The organism is Candidatus Amarolinea dominans (assembly GCF_016704685.1).
Taxonomy (GTDB): Bacteria; Chloroflexota; Anaerolineae; order SSC4; family Amarolineaceae; genus Amarolinea; species Amarolinea dominans.
This window is the reverse complement of record NZ_JADIZS010000040.1, coordinates 24,705-40,728: the sequence shown is the minus strand read 5'-3', so window position 1 is coordinate 40,728 and position 16,024 is coordinate 24,705. Positions and strand designations below refer to the sequence as shown.

At 63.3% G+C, this 16,024-nt stretch carries 9 protein-coding genes; 2 read left to right on the top strand and 7 right to left on the bottom strand.

The window, feature by feature from the left end; translation table 11 throughout:
• The 6 genes from IPF85_RS20665 to IPF85_RS20640 form a co-directional block, all read right to left on the bottom strand.
• Positions 1-2,019, bottom strand: a 2,019-nt coding sequence (locus IPF85_RS20665) for a class I SAM-dependent DNA methyltransferase (protein ID WP_343409952.1), incomplete at its 3' end; no start/stop codon positions are given.
• Positions 1,988-2,902 (bottom strand): caspase family protein, encoded by a 915-nt coding sequence (locus tag IPF85_RS20660; RefSeq protein WP_343409951.1) that lies wholly within the window; start codon positions 2,900-2,902, stop codon positions 1,988-1,990. The genes IPF85_RS20665 and IPF85_RS20660, both read right to left, overlap by 32 nt.
• A gap of 148 nt (positions 2,903-3,050) precedes the next feature.
• Positions 3,051-4,034: a DUF4340 domain-containing protein gene (locus tag IPF85_RS20655; protein ID WP_343409950.1), complete on the bottom strand. Its 984-nt coding sequence runs from the start codon at positions 4,032-4,034 to the stop codon at positions 3,051-3,053.
• A 22-nt stretch (positions 4,035-4,056) separates the two neighbouring features.
• Entirely contained in the window at positions 4,057-6,930 is a 2,874-nt protein-coding gene (locus tag IPF85_RS20650) for a Gldg family protein (protein WP_343409949.1), read from the bottom strand.
• Between the two features lie 7 nt (positions 6,931-6,937).
• Positions 6,938-7,864 carry an ATP-binding cassette domain-containing protein gene (locus IPF85_RS20645; RefSeq protein ID WP_343409948.1) on the bottom strand — a complete coding sequence of 309 codons (927 nt, stop codon included), beginning with the start codon at positions 7,862-7,864 and terminating at the stop codon, positions 6,938-6,940.
• Between the two features lie 163 nt (positions 7,865-8,027).
• Positions 8,028-11,405: a hypothetical protein gene (locus tag IPF85_RS20640; RefSeq protein WP_343409947.1), complete on the bottom strand. Its 3,378-nt coding sequence runs from the start codon at positions 11,403-11,405 to the stop codon at positions 8,028-8,030.
• Between the two features lie 206 nt (positions 11,406-11,611).
• Between IPF85_RS20640 and IPF85_RS20635 the strand changes: the two genes are divergently transcribed.
• Positions 11,612-12,940 (top strand): HEAT repeat domain-containing protein, encoded by a 1,329-nt coding sequence (locus tag IPF85_RS20635; protein ID WP_343409946.1) that lies wholly within the window; start codon positions 11,612-11,614, stop codon positions 12,938-12,940.
• 43 nt (positions 12,941-12,983) lie between these two features.
• Here IPF85_RS20635 and IPF85_RS20630 read toward each other — a convergent pair whose 3' ends face one another.
• Complete coding sequence (locus IPF85_RS20630; protein WP_343409945.1) at positions 12,984-14,681, bottom strand: choice-of-anchor Q domain-containing protein; 1,698 nt, start codon at positions 14,679-14,681, stop codon at positions 12,984-12,986.
• 315 nt (positions 14,682-14,996) lie between these two features.
• Here IPF85_RS20630 and IPF85_RS20625 point away from each other — a divergent pair, with 315 nt between their 5' ends.
• Entirely contained in the window at positions 14,997-16,022 is a 1,026-nt protein-coding gene (locus IPF85_RS20625; protein WP_343409944.1) for a GNAT family N-acetyltransferase, read from the top strand.
• The last annotated feature ends 2 nt before the right edge of the window (positions 16,023-16,024 follow it).

The window sequence follows — 16,024 nt, the reverse complement described above, 5'->3', positions numbered from 1 at the left end:
GAAGCTGATCTCGTAGCCGATCTTCACGCTGGCAGGGTCATACCAGGAATCCGGCACATGGGGCAGCGCCTCGCGGCGAATGAAGGCCTCGATGCCACCTGGTTCGAGCAGCGGTATTTGCTCGGTGTCGCGCAGGTCGGGGTCCGGCTCGTACTCGACCACGGCAGGCTTGCCGCCGATGGTGGCGGCGCACAACCCGCGCAGGGGGTCGGGAGCAATGCCCTTCTTGTGGGTCTTCTTGATCACCGGCATAGCTGTCTCATCGCGCTGGGCCAGCCCGCCCTGGAGCAGTTTCAGGCGCTTTCCGGTCAGCTTCACGCCGTGGCGCTCGGCATCCGCTTCGACATGTGCCAGGAAGGTGTTGTAGTCGGCATGCGGGCCTGGGCCGAGGCTGGCGGCCAGGCGATCAGCCAGGTTGGCCAGCGGTTCTTCGTTCGCTTCGACGCAGGCTGCACGGAAGCGCGCACGGTTCGGGTCCGTGAGCGCTACGGTCAGCCGCAACGGCCGTTCCATCGTCACCTTCCAGTAACCAAACGCCGCGTTGGGGAAGATCTTCGAGTGTGCGGTCTCGTTGAAGGCCAGAAAAGTCTCACAGACGCGGCCAATGTCCTCGTCCGCCAGCTCGCAGTTCTTCTTGCCCAGGTTCTTGCGCAGCGGCTTGTACCACTGGGTGGCGTCGATGAGCTGCACCTTGCCCTTCCGATGTGCGGGCTTGCGGTTCGTCAGCACCCAGATGTAGGTGGCGATGCCGGTGTTGTAGAACATGTTCAGCGGCAGCGCGACGATCGCCTCCAGCCAGTCGTTCTCGATGATCCAACGGCGGATGTTGCTCTCGCCCTGGCCCGCGTCGCCCGTGAACAGCGACGAGCCGTTGTGGACCTCGGCGATGCGGCTGCCCAGCTTCGTGCTGTGCTTCATCTTGCTCAGCATGTTGACCAGGAACATCAACTGGCCGTCGCTCGACCGGGTGATGAGTGAGTATTCAGCGTCGCCCGCATGCTCAATGATGAAGCGGGGATCCTTGATGCCATCCTTGCCGCCCATGCGCTCCAGGTCGCTCTTCCAGCTCTTGCCGTAGGGTGGATTCGAGAGCATGAAGTCGAATTCGTGGGCTGGGAAGGCGTCGTTGGCCAGGGTCGAGTGCTCCGGCCCGCCCACCAGATTGTCCGCCGCCTCGCCCTCGCCCTTCAGCAGCAGGTCCGCCTTGGCGATGGCGTAGGTCTCGGCGTTGATCTCCTGGCCATAGAGGTGGATGGACACCTGCTTGCCGCGGGCCTGGGCCAAGTCTTGCAACGTCTCCTCGCCCACGGTCAACATGCCGAGGGTGCCGCACGTGCCGTCATAGAGAAGATAGGTGCCCGATTCGATCTCGTCGGCGATGGGCAGGAAGACCAGCTTCGTCATGAGCTTGACGGCGTCGCGCGGGGTCCAGTGCTCACCCGCCTCCTCGTTGTTCTCCTCATTGAAGCGGCGGATGAGTTCTTCGAAGACCGTTCCCATCCCGTGGTTGTCCAGGCCAGGCTGCTTCAGCGACCCGTCACGGTTGAGGACGGGGTTGGGACTCAGGTTAATGTCCGGCGAGAGGAGTTTTTCGATCAGCGTGCCGAGGGCATCGGCTTTGGAGAGCCGCGGGATTTGATTGCGAAACTCGAAATTCTCCAAAATATCCTGCACGTTCGGCGAAAAGCCATCGAGATAGGCCTCGAAGTCGGCCTTGAGCTGCTGCTGGCTGGTACGCGCCTTGAGGTCACGCATCGTGAACTTGGAAGTGTTGTAGAAGGCTTGGCCGGCGGCCTGCCGCAGGGTTTGATCCTGGTGAACGATGCGTGCGCTGTCGAGCGTGACCTTCATGTCGAGCACCGCCTGCTTGCTTGGCTCAAGTACGGCATCGAGTCGGCGCAGGACGATCATCGGCAGGATGACATCGCGATACTTGCCGCGTACGTAGAGGTCGCGCAGCACATCGTCGGCAATACCCCAAACGAAATTAGCTATCCAGGCGAGCTGGTTTTGGTCCATCGGTGCGACCTCTGCGGTGCAAAATACGGTTACGTCTGAGACTACCGGTCACGCCGTCGGTGCGAAGACTTGCCGGTCGAACGACGCGGGCTGGCATTCCAACTGAGGCTGCTGCGCATAGCTTTGCCCGCCATTGCCGATACGTTCGGCCAACTGACGGTAGGTGAGATGGCCGCCTGTCGCCTGCAGCGCCCTCGGCCAGGTACCAGGTGAAGGCGCCGTGATAATCGTTGGCGATGTAGGCGCCGGCCGAGGTTTGATTGTCGCGGCAGGCCGCCAGCAGCACGTTGTTCTCCTGAGTCTTGACCACCTTGAAGCGGTTCTTGCGCCGCCAGCCGAGCAGGTTTCTCAGGGCTTCAAGGAGTTCGATGGCGCCTCTCACCTCGTCTGGCGGATCAACGGAGCGCGACATGGGCAGCGTAGCCAGATCCGCATCGGCGGCGGGCGCGGGCCGATTGCCCGTGCCCGAATGGCAACAGTCCATCATCACCGTCAGGCTGGCGCCAGGGCTGATGCGATCGAAGGCGGCCTTGAGATCATCGTCGCGCAGGGGGTTGTTCCAGTCATGGTCGTAGGGGATGAGAATCTCGTCGGAGGCATCCATCTCATCATCGCCGTTGTCGGCCACCTGGCTGCCGTGGCCGGAGTAGTGGAACACCAGGACGTCGCCGGCCTGGCTCCCCGTGGTCAGCCAATCCAGGCCCGCCAGGATGCCTGCTTTGGTCGCCTGGCTGTCGGTCAGCGTCTGGATGTTGTCGCCGCTGAAACCGTAGTGCGTTTCGAGCAGCCCTTTGACCTGGACCACGTCATTGACGCAGCCTTTCAGCCAGCTAATATCACCGCTGTATTCGTTCAGTCCGATCAGCAATGCCTTCTTTGTCATGATCTATCCCTTCCCATCATTCGTGTTGATCTGTGTTCATCCGTGTACCAGGAACCTCCGTGGACGCGAGGCCGGTCGGCGCAGGCCGACCTGGCGGCGGAACGCCCCTTCGCCCCGAATTCATTCGGCGGCTACGGTTGCAGCGGCCTTAGCCGCCGGGGGTTGTGTTCGGCGCGGGGGTGGGCGTCGGTGGCTGGACGAAGTCTTGCGCGGTCTTGGTGACGAAATCACGCACGCTGTATTCGGACACCTTGACGATGTACTCCGAGGCCGACGACTTGACGTAATAGCTGTTGTCGGTCGCGTCTTTGGCGCCGATCGTCAGCGTCAGGGTTGTGATCGGCTGATCGCCCGACTTGACGCGCGCGGTGACGGTGGCCTGCGGCTTGTCCAGGCCATATTCCGGCTTAGCCTGCTTGCCCAGCGGCTTGAGCAGGGTGACATTGGCGGCCTGGCTGACCAGCGAGGTGACCGCGCCCGTGTCGAGCGCCGCGCCCGCGGGCAGGACATCGAGCATCCAGGCGCCAGATACGTCCTTCGAGAATTGCAGCGTGCCGGTGATGTTGGTGACGGTCAGCCCGATCATCTCGGTCTGCGTGATGCTGACGTAGGTGGTCTTGATCCAGGAGGTTTCCTGCGCGCCCACCTCGTAGCTCGACAGGTCGCTGGCGAGGAAAACCTCGCTCTGCTGGTCCGCGCGCACGTGCGTGGCGCGGGTGCCTGGCGCGGAGCCGATGAACAGCGTGTGCGCGGCGCCGCTGGACAGGGTGAACTCCACCTTGCGCAGGAAATCGTCAGCGGCCACCTGCAAACGTTTGTGGCTATCACTGGTGCGCGTCACCAGGCGGTTGGTCCCAATAGCCGCGATCTTGTCCAGGATGGGTGTCACCTTGCTGGCATCCACGGGGAAACTATCTGCGTCGGCCAGCACCCAATCACTGCCCAGTTTCTTGAGCTCGACCATGTTCTTGTCCTGATCGCTGATCTTGAGGCTGGTCACGTCGCTCGCCTCGAAGTCGGCAAAGAGAGGCGCGCCCGCGCTGGCCGGCGCTGAGCGCGGCCACAGGACAAAAACGGCCAGCAGCACTTGCGCCAGGAGAATTCCGGCCAGAATCTGATTACGTTTACTCATCATCATGCTCCATGATTCCCCTTTATTCGCCGGTCCCGACCAGCGTCATCGGCTTTTCATTGCGCCGGCGCATGGTCCACACCGCGCCGATGGCGGCCAGGGCCAGCAGCGCCAGGGCGTAGTTAGCCACTTCCCAGGTGGACTGCTCGCCCGTGGCCATTGGCTTGAGCACGCGCGACTGCGTGCCGCGGGAGCGGATGGTCAGCAGGTCGAGGTCTTCCACGGACCAGTCTACCGCGTTTTGCATGAACTGCAAGGAGTTCAGATAGCGATCTTGCGTCAGGTTGGCCGAAACCTGGAACACCAGGTCATCCACGAACTCGGCGCTGCCGATGACAACCAGGCGCGAGGTGTTGGGCGAAGACTCGATCGTCGCCGCGGTGACCAGTGCGGGCGCCGGCTGCGTGGCATCGGCCGGCGTGGCGGTCAGGGGCGAAGGCTTGCCGACAAAGAAGCTGTCGAACGAGCCTTGCACGGAAACTGCCAGGATGTGCGACTCGCGCGCGCCTTCGACCGGAAAACCCAGCTCTGGATAGAGCTGCAGGTTGGGCTGGATGTCGGTGTTGGTGCGCAGCCATGCCTCAGTCGTGGACTTGAGCAGCGACACGACGGTGCGGCCGCTGTTCTTGGCCGTATCCACGGTCAGCGGCGAGGCCCAGTGCATGGTGACAGCCGGCAGATTCGCCACCACCGGGCTGTTCTTGTCCATGCCGCTGTTGCGCACATCCACGAAGAAGGGATAGCTGATGGCCTGAATCTCACGCACCTGCATACCGCCCACGTCGCGGTTGACCGCCACCGGGAACGGCTCATTCTGCGGATCCATCACCAACGCCTGTGTCACCGTGATGCCGTAGCTTTGCAGCATCTCCTGCAGGCCGCCGCTGATCGCCGCGATGCCCAGGCTGCCGGCATAGGGATCCGGCGAGATGATGTAGTTGCCGGCCGCCACGACCACCGCGCCCCCGCGCATCAGGAATTGGTCAATGGCGAAGCGCTGTTTGTCGTCCAGGGCCTGCGGCGCCACCACCACCAGTACATCCACATCGGACGGCGCCTGACCATCCTTGAGATCCACCGACCGCACGGTGTAGTCACGGCTGAGCTGTTGGTTCAGAGAGGTGAAGGTGGGCTGCGGCGACTGGTATTGCCCCAACTGCGGGTCGGCCGGCGCGGGCGGCGGCGTCCACAGGCCCACCACTTTCAAGAAGCCGCTGGACGAGCGCTTGAGCGCGGCTTCGATGGCGGTGCGCACACTGGCCTCGCTCAGATCGCCTGACGGGGAGATCACCTGCGCCTTGTCGCCGACCTGCAGGATCATGTCGAGGTAGTAGGTGTCGGCGGCAAAGAGCGAAACCGGAATCGGTCGCAGCTTGAAGTTATTGATCAGCGTCTGGCGGGTAATGGTGGCCGCGGGGGCATCGGGGTCAATCACCTCGAAGGTCAGCTTGCCGTTGGAGCGCGTCTGCAGCTCGCGCGCCACCTTTTCGATGGCGGCCCGCCCTTCTTGCAGTGTGGCCGGCAGGGTGTTCGGCGTCACGAACAGCGTCAGCTTGACCGGCTCCTTGACCGCGGCCAGCACGCTGTCCACGCTCTGGAAGCCGTAGACCACCTTCTTGACCGCGCGGGTCAGGTCGTACTCCAGGTTGCGCAGGCGCACATCCACCGTGCCGTCGCGCTGCGAGTTCACCTCGATCAGGTCGCGGAAGTTGAGGGTAACATTCTGATCGCCGTAGCGCACCAGGATGTCGAAGTAGGCGTTGATGACCGAGGCTTCGTAGCGCCCCGACACCTGCAGCGGCGTGGGCTGGATGCCGTAGGTCTGATTGGCCTCGGTCTCCTTGTCCGCGTCCTGCAAGGGATCAATCACCTCGGCCGTCACCCGGCCGCGGGAGGCGATCTGATACTCGGTCAGCATGTCGCGCACGCGGGGCGCCAGCGGCGCCAGCAGCGGGTGCGTCTTCTCGCTCATGTAGGCGCGGATGAGCAGCGGCTCCTGCACGTTGCTGAGCAGGTCACGCGTGGCCGCGGACAGGCTGTACTCGCGCTGCGCGGTCAGGTCCAGGCGCAGGCTGCTGATGGGGTAGAGCCAGATGTTGAGCACGATCAGGTTGAGCGCCACCAGGCCAGTCATCGTCAGCCAGTTGCGGCGATAGGCCGCGGTGTTTTCGCCCTGGCTCCAGCGCTGGCTGTCGAGCGAGACGATGTTCAGCAGCAGGAAGAGGGCGGTCAGCGAGAGGTAGTAGACCAGGTCGCGCAGATCAATGATGCCGCGCTCGATGCTCTCGAAGCGGCTGCCGATGCCGATGGCGCGCAGGATGTCAGCCGCGGCGCCGCCCACAAAATCGGTGACGCCGCGCGAGCCGACCGCGTAGAAGATGCCGCACAGCAGCACGGTGACGATGAGGGCCACGATCTGATTGTTGGTGCGCGACGAGATGAAAAGGCCAATCGCCACGTACGCGGCCGCCATCAGCAGGGCCGCCAGGTAGCCGCCGAACACCGGGCCCCAATCCAGGTTGCCCAACAGGCTGACGGTGATGGGGAGGAAGAGGGTCAGCGCCAGGGCGAGCGCGATCAGCGCCATCACCGCCAGGAATTCGCCGATGACCAACTGCGCGCCGCGCACCGGCAGGGTGAGCAGAATCTCCAGCGTGCCCGACTGCTGCTCCTCACTCCACTGGCGCATCGTCAGCGCGGCCACCAGGAAGATCAGCAGGATCGGCATCCATTGGAAGAGGGGGCGCACATCCGCGATGCCTCGTGCAAAGAAGGTGTTGACCCAAAAGAAGGAGAAGAGAGCAGCCGCCAGGAATGCGCCCAGGAAGATCAGCGCCATGGGCGACCCGAAGTAGCTGTTCAGTTCCTTACGCGTCATCGAAAGTGTTTGTTTCATCGTTGTTTTATCCGCCTGTTGCCAACAGATTGAACACGCTTTCCAACGTGCGCACGTCGCGGCGCAGTTCACGCAGGGGCCAGTTGCGCTGGCGGGCCAGGTCATAGATGGCCGGGCACAGGTCATTGTCGCTGGCATCCGTGCCCACGATGCGGTAGGCCGGGAAGGCATCGGCCGTCTGCAGTGGCTCCACGGTGCGCACATGGGCCAGGCCGGCCAGGGCCGCTTCCACATCGCGCTGCCGGTCCTGCAAGACCAGGATCGCATCGGCGGTCGCGGCCAGGGTGGACAGGCGCTGATCGGCCTTGATCTGGCCGTTGAGGATGATGATCACGCGATCGCACAGCGCCTCGACCTCGGACAGGATGTGGGTAGAGAAGAGGATCGTGCTTTCTTGGGACAGGCGCTTGATCAGGCGCCGGATTTCCACGATCTGCGTCGGGTCGAGGCCCACGGTCGGCTCGTCGAACACCAGGAACTTGGGTTTATGCAGGATGGCCTGCGCCAGGCCGACGCGCTGCCGGAAGCCTTTGCTCAGGGTGCCGATCGGCTGCGTCAGCCGGTCCTGCAGGCTGGTGGCGACGATGGCCTCGGACAGGCGCCGGGGTTGCTCGGCCTCCGGAATCTCGCGCAGGTCGGCCATGAGCTTGAGGTAGGCCTGCACCGACAACTCCGGGTAGAGCGGTGCATTTTCGGGCAGGTAGCCGATGCGGGCTTGGATGGCCCGCGTGTGGGTCAGCACATCCAGTCCATCAATCGTCACCGTGCCGCCGTCCGGCTGCAGATAGCCGGTGAGAATTTTCATCAGGGTCGTTTTGCCCGCGCCGTTGGGGCCAAGCAAACCCACGATCTCACCCTGGTGAATGTCCAGGCTGACGCCAGCCAGGGCTTCGATTGGACCGTAGGATTTCGTTACGTCTTTGACTTCGATCACGCCATTGACCTCCAGAATCCGAGTAACACGTAAGAAACCAGGTCTGAAATCAGGCAAGCGCTGGGGAGCGTCTCCAATCCTGCCCTCAAACCTGGTCTCCACTGCGAACGTAAGTCGAATTATACAAACGGGTGACGCCTACGGCAAATTTTCACCCACCGACCTACTTGACAACGGATGGAACGAAGGTCTGGCGCCCGGCGCGCAAGAGGCCAGGCGCCGTGCCTGCGCGTCCATCCGGTGATGTCGTGGTGACGTCGTGACATCCAGGAGGCAAGTCTGCCGGCAGCGTCACCTCTGCGTGTTCCTGGTCAATCACTGTCGCGGCGACAGGCGCGGCATCGCCGATTTGCACCGTCATACGATCGGCGAAATTCTCGCCTTCGAGGTGTAGGGTTCTGCCAGAGAGCATGACACGTCGAGCGATGGGGGTGCGCCAGCCGGATAGACTGACCTCGTCAAGTTCTGCCCATGTGGCCGCGTGATCGGCATCGCCGGCCATGCGAAAGGCAAAGTTGACCGTTTGCCCGCGGAATGGCGTCATGTCAATCCAAACATGCCGCCAATCGTCGGCCGATTCACTGGTTGTCCAAACGGTGGCGCCCGCGACCGTCAGCACCAGGGGATCAGGAATGCCTGTACTGATTTGCCCATACCGATAGAAAAACGATAAGGTGGGCGCAGGCATTTCGGTGGGAATCGAGATCGTTTGGCGCAACAGCGCTTCGCCGGGCTGCGCGTCGAGCGCCATATCGGCCACAGCGCCTGGCGTGGCAAGCAGCAGGCGTTGGCCTGGGTCATCGCCCAACCCAGCGCTAACAGGGAAAGCGATATTGTGATCCAATTGGGCAGACCATGTGTCACCGCCGTCAGTCGTGACCCGATGGGCGAGGCCAGAACTATTGTACACTTGTGGATTGATAATGGCGCCAAAGGCATGAACAACACCGCGGCCATCATCGAACAGAAACGGCTCATTCAGTTGACTGATAGATGGAAAGCGCCAGGGCGCCCAGGTCGCGCCCCAATCATGCGAGTGCAGAGTGCCAACATGACATCCACCGGTCATGCATACAGTCGCTCCCAACACCAACTGGCCCGTGGGACTTGCAGCCAGACTCAGGTTGGCAAAGTACGTTACTGTCTGTGATGCACTCCATAGGGCGCGCGGGGGCGACCAGGAGCCGTCCGCTCCCAGGGATGACTGCATCATCCTGATCCATCCCGGCGCCGGTGTTGCTGTTTGATGTTCAGCCCAGAATGCGAGCAGTTCACCCGTTGGTGTGGAAGTGACGTCGAAGCCGGTGATCCCATAAGGATCATACGATAACATGCGTTGCGGAGGAGTCCAACTGCCGTCAGCATTTTGCTTCATGAACAGGAGTTTGCCGGGACAGTTACCACAAGAAATGACAAGCCTGAGTTGGCCTGTGGCTACGGCCGACAGCTTCATGAACTCGAAAGGCGCTGGCAGGAGTGCTGTGATTGGAGTTGGCTCTGACCAATCGCTATTCGGCAACTTTCGGAGATATGAAAGTTGATATTGGCCGTTGGTCATGATGAGCAAAACCGCATGGATGGCGCCGTCCGGGGTCGCCGTGAGACTCAGGGTACTCCAATACTCGAACAGGATAACCGGTTCGGACCAATCACCTCCAGGCGGACGGTGACGGTACAGGGTATGAACGCGTGTACTAGGTACAGGAAGCAGGTAGAGGATATGTTGCTCGCCATTGACATCCAACGCCGCCGCGAGCGGTTCGCTCCAAGACACACGGATTTCATTGAATACCCTGACATTTTGGAGGGTGCTTGGACGTCCCAAACGCGCGCCGCGGGCGCCGCTGCGCCCACGATACGATGTGGTGGGCGTAAACACGCCTGAAAAAGCCCATCCGGCCGCGCCCTGTTCGAATCCGCCGTTGGTCACCAGGTTCGTTGCGCCAGGCAGATAGAATTCGAAGTTTGCGATACTGGCGTGTTCGAAGTCTCGAATGGGTGAGTTCGTGTAACCAGATTGCCGCGCCTGAAGATGACGCCATTGCACCGTGGCAAACAGCAGATCGAAGCTGCCGCTGCGATAACTGGCGGCAAACGGCCCTGGCACATCGTGATCAGTAGAGTAGACACGCGCGCCCGGCAGAAGCACGCCGCGGCCGTCGCGCGTCTCGCCTTGAATCTTCATGGCATAGACCACTGTCTGAGTATCCGGCGCGTCCGGCCACGGCTCCACGTTCAGCGCATGGTCGCGCGCCCGCGCCCGAAAACTAAAGGCATTGCCTGGCCAAACAGACGGCGTGACTGTTGCGCGCCCATTGGCGTCAGGCGTCGGTTGAACGGGCAAATCGTACCAGGGATCGTTGTTGGCGCGCTGCTGAATGTCAAACGATGCGATGCCAGCGCCCTGCCCATCGCTGCCGCTGACGACAATAGTCAACGGAGTATCCACTCGAGTCTGTGCGGGCAATGGCTCGACGGCGCTGTCTGGCGGGGTAACATCGAAAGAGCGCCAGTCGGGGTTTGCATCGAGCAGTGACGCCGTGATAGCAACCGGATTCCCGCCCGTTAGGGGCACCCGCTGCAAACGCAGCGAACTGAGGTAGAGCCGGCCATCTTGAATGACATACTCTGTTCGCGTAAATGCCAGCCAATGGCCCTCTCCCGTCCAACTGCCCATCCAGGCATCCACGAGCGCCGCACCCGGATCATACACGGTGTGGAGTCCTGTGCCGTCAATCGCCATGACTGCTATTTCGTTCCACTGGTCTCCATCAGCGTCATAATCGAAGGCAAGAAAGCGGCCATCAGGAGACCAGGTCACATTCTCCAGGTACCGCAGCGGCGCCGAGATGGTTCGCGCATTGGCGCCATTGGGATCGGCCAGCACAATGCTGCCAACATAGCCGTTCATGTTCACCCAAACCAGCTTCGACCCATCAGGCGACCAGGCCGGATCAACATCCGGCATTTCATGATAGGTGATCCGGGTGGAATTCGAACCGTCCGTATTGGCCACGTAGATATCGAGGTTGTCATCGCGGTCGCGCGCGTAGGCGATGCGCGTGCCCTGCGGCGACAGGGCAGGTTGGCTTTCATCATCGCCTGACGACGTCACCTGGCGCAAGTTCGAGCCATCTGCCCGCACGATGAAGATGTCCAGGTTTTCGTTACGATTCGATGCAAAGGCAACCTGCGCGGCGGCGCGATCGAAGGATGGCAATCCATCGCTCCCTGCATGATTCGTGAGACGCGTCAGATGGCTTCCATCGCCGCCAGCCGTATAGATTTCCCAATTACCGTCACGGTACGATTGGAACGCAACACGCGTCCATTCGCCCATGCCGGCAGGCGTCACCTCTTCGATGAGAGGCATCGTATCGAGACCAGCAGGCGCGGGCGATGCAAGACTCAGCGGGTTGTGGAAATCAGCCCAAGCGCGTGCTTTGATCTCGCCTGGCGGCGGCGGGGAGGCCGGCGCTGCAGCCGGCAGCAGTGCAACGACTGTCAGGACAAGCATAGTGTGAGCAAACGAACGCCACATGGTACACCTCGTCTTTCGTGGAATTGCGAGACGTCACTCTTGGCCAACAAACCGTTCTCGGCTGCGAGGCCACCGAGTGTCTGCTCCTTGAACGCTTCCAAGCGTTTAGCCTGGGTCTGGTCGTATTGTATTCTCATCCCCCTTCTGTTGGCAAATAGAGTGCTTCTTTTTGCAGCATCGTCAGTTGCGTGTATACTTGCATGGTGATGATAATCGTTTCTGAGGTCAACCGTGAGCAGGGGGCCGGCGCGAATCGAGCCGGCGGCGTGTGGCGGCGGCTGGCGCGGCGTTTATCGGCCTGGCAGGCGCAGATGGAGCGCTGGGCGCGCTTTGTTCGCTGGCAGTGGCAACCTGAGGCGCGCGCCTGGCTGCATGAACAGACCACCCGCCTGGCCAGTGCGTCTCCCCAACAGCGCTGGCAGGCCGCGGCCGCGCTGCGGGGCGCCCCGCTCGGCGGTCGCGATCTTGCGGCCCTGGGCGATTTGTTGCACGATGCAGAACCGTTTGTCCGATGGGAGGCAGCAATGACGTTGAAAGATGTGGGCGGCCAGGTCGCCATTGGTATCTTGCAGCAGACCCTCGCTGGCGAAAGCCCGGTCGGCCTGGCATCCGCGGCCGAAGCATTGGCCGAGCTGGGCGAAGTGACCGCCGTTCCGCGCCTGGTCGAGTTGACCCGGCACGATGACCCGGGCGTGCGCGCCAGCGCCTGCGCCGCGCTGGGCCGGCTGGCCCAAGCGCAGGACGCAGACGTCATTCAGGCGCTCATTGCAACCTTGAAGGACGCCATCCCCGGCGTGCGCCAGCTTGCCGCACAGGCGTTGGGGCGCGTCGGCGCGCCGCTGGCGGTGACCCCGTTGATTGCTGCACTGCGCCGGCGCGATGAGTTTCGCCTGGTGCGCCGCTCCGCCACCTGGTCCCTGGGCCAACTGGGGCCGGACCCGCTGGCGGTGGAGGCGCTGTCCGAAGCGCTGACCGATAAGGACGGCGAAGTACGCCTGCTGGCCGCGCAGGGCCTGGGACAGATCGGCCACGCCAAGGTCGTCAACCTGCTGCGGCCACTGGTGGAGGATTGGCACGATACTGGCCGCGGCACCGTGGCCATGGCCGTCATCAAGGCCATTCAGGAGATCGAGGCCCGCAACGCGACGCTGCAACCGCCGACGCCCGAAGTTCCGATCGAGCATGGCGAGGAGAGTCTGGCCGAACGCAAACGGCGCCTGGGCCTGATGCCTGCGGAAGCCGCACCGGCGCCGCCCGCGGAAGCCGAACCGGTCCCGCCGCCCGCGGAAGCCGCACCGGTCCCGCCGCCCGCGGAAGCTGCACCGGTCCCGCCGCCCCCGCCACCGGCTGCAGAAGAGGCGCCGCCTGCCCCGGCGGCGGAACAGCCAGCACAAACGGATGCGGCGCCCAAGCGCCCATCCCGGCGCAAGGCCGAACCAAAGCGCGCCGCCCCGCATGCGCCGCGCAAGAAAAAATCGGCGGCCGATGAGCCGGTCATGCCCGCGGAGGGCCTTGAGCTGAACGACGAAGCCTGAGGTCAGCCGACGCCGTCTTGGCGCAGGAGTTCAAGGCTCGATTCTATACCGCCACGGCCGCGGCGACCCGCTGCACGTCCACGACATCAATGACGCCGTTGCCATCCTGATCGTAGAGCGCCGCGCAGTTCGCGCTGCACGGCCAGGCGCTGGCCTCCTGCTGCACATCGAGCACGGTGATGGAACCGTCGCCGTTGACATCCTCCGGCCGATGCCACTCGATGGCGCCCAGGTCGCAGAGCGCGTTGCCATCGCCGTTGCCGTCCACCGGCCGGCTGAAGCCGCGCCAATCGCCGGCCGGGCATAGCGTCGGGCTGCCCGCGTCCAGCGCGGGGCTGCCGGGCAGGAGATGCGCATCGAAACTGTCCATCTCCACGCTGACCAGGCCGGGCGCAACGCCGCAGATGGCATGACCGCCCGGACAGGCGTCATCCTTGACGTTGTTGGCAAGGGTGTAGTCGAAATCGAACGGGTTGTGGTCGAAGGTTTCCTGGTAGGCCAGGCAGGTCAGCTCGAACGGTTGCAAGAAGTCCACCTGCCCCTGGAAAAGGTTATTGCGTAGCGTGACGCGCTCCTGACCGTTGCCCGGCCCATAGCGTTCGGCCGTCAGCAGGCAATCGCCTTCGCTCGTCACGGTATTGTTGGTGAGCGTGGCCTGATCGCCTTGGGTCAGGCCGACGGCCAGCGCGGCGCCCAGCGCGCGGCAGTTGTCCACGTCATAGGTGAACGGCTGCCCATCGAAGAAGCCGCAGTTGCCGACGATGATCGAGTTTTCCAGCAGAAATGGCCCGCGGTAATTCTTGATCTGATTGCCGGCATTGCCCACAGCCAGCACGCGGCGCATCTGCACCGACGACCCCGGTTCGGACACGTACAGCAGATCGAAACCGTCAGAGGTGTTGTAGCGCGCCGTTGCATCCTCGAAGACCCATTGCCCGCCGGTCGCGCCGGTGGCAAAGCCATCGCCATAGCCGCCGGCCGACTGCGCCCAGCAGCCGGTCGGTTGACCCTCCGGCCAGGTCTCGCCGCAGCCGTTCCATTCGATCAGCACACGGCGAAAAGTCAGCACGCCGCTGTTCGAATCGCCGCCGTAGATGTCGCCATCCCAGCCCACCCAGCCATTGCCCGCGATGCGCACCCGCTCGACCGTCCAATCGTGCAGGCGGCCGGCGTGAATGCCGCCGCTGGCCAGGCCATGCACATCGAGATCGTGCAGATAGACATCGGTGGAATCTTCGGCCTGCAAACCGATGCTGGCCCACGGGCCATAGGGCGGCGTATCGCGCTGGCAGGGAATGGCGCCGCTGTGAAACTCCACGCAGGTCGCGTGGTCGGTGATTTCCAGGCAGCCCAACTCCACATGACTGCTGTCGGTCAGGTTGACGATGAACCAGGGACGCTCCGCGCCCCACAGCTCCGGCGGATTGGCGCAGCCCTGATCCCAGCCTGCGCCCAGGATACGCGTGCGCTGCGCTGCGCTCGGCCCGCTGGGAATGGGCGGCATCACGCAGTCGAAAGAACCGCCCGCGTCGCAGGCGCCGGTCTCCGGCGCGCCGAAGCCCATGCGATAGCTGCCCGCGGCGATGAACAGGGTGTCGCCCCCGGCCAGGCGCGGCGCGGCGCCAGGCGGTAGAGCGCGGAAAGGATGATCCCACGCGCAGGGCAGATTGCTGCCGCTGCCGGGGTAGGGCGCGTCCACGCGACCGTTACACTGGGTGGTCGAACCGCCGTCCGGCCGCACAAAATAAGCGACGGCAGCCGGCGCATCTCCCTGCGCGGCACATCTCCCTGCGCGGGCTGCGCCGCGCCGCTGGCCAGGACCAGCAACAACAGCCAGGCGCCCAGGAATCCAACAGAACGATTATTCATACCACACCTCCTGCACGCAGCGATTATACGTCTGCCGGTCGCGCAGGGCAAGCCAGTTTATCCATGCGCTGGGCGCACATCCCAACGCAAATAATGTGTGTTTGCCGCCAAAATGACACTTTGACATCTCCCCTAAACGATGATAAACTCAGATCATGCGAATCTACCTGGGAGCAGACCACGACCGATGACCACGCACGCGCTGACCACCGCAGCAGCCAAACCCCAACTGGAGCCGACCAACCTGCGCCCGCTCAACGTGCGGCGTGACCTGGGGGAGGTGGCAGATCTGATTTATGACGCCTTCGCCGACGAGCTGGATACCAGCGGCCTCAGCGCGCTGCGCGAAATGCGCGCCTTCGGTCACATGGGACCGTTCACCCTGTTGCTCAGCCATTTCAACCCGGATTTCCACGACATGCTCGCTGGCTTTGTCTGGGAAGAAGACAGCGAGGTGGTCGGTAACATCACCGTGCAGCGCGTGGACACCTACGGCCAGCGCTGGGCCATTGCCAACGTGGCTGTCGCCCTACCCTTTCGCGGCCGAGGCATCGCCCGCCGGCTGATGGCTGTGACGCTGGACCACATCCGTGCGCGCGGCGGCGACTGGGCCATCTTGCAGGTGCGCCGTGACAACGACGTGGCACGCGGCCTTTACGAGCGCCTGGGCTTCGAGGTTCTGGGCGGGGTGAGCGATTACCGGCTGGCGCGGGTACCCGAAACCGTGCCGGCAGCCATGCAGCCGCTGCCTGGCCTGCGTTCACTGCGCGCAGACGAATGGTATGCGACCTATGAACTGGCACTGGCGGCCACGCCCAACCTGATGCACTGGTGGCGCCCGGTGCGCGCCGACAACTTCCGTCTCTACTTCGAGCGACGCCTGGGCGAAGCTGTGGCCGATATGGCCGGTCACTCGCGGGTCGTGCGCCTGGTGCTGCCCGACCCCGCCAAGCCGAACCAGTTTCTCGCCTTCCTGATGCTCCGAATTGCGCGCTGGCAAGGTACCCATGCGCTCCGGTTGTTCGTGCATCCAGATCAACGGGGTCAGATCGAACAGGCCTTGATTCGCCACGCGTTGGACATTTTGACCGCGTACCCCCTCTTCCCGATCCACATCTCGCTGCAAGCCGCCGATCAAGAGACCGCCGCGGCGCTGCAGCAGTTCGGTTTCGCTGAGACGCGCACGCTGCTCACAATGCGCAAACGCCTGTGAGC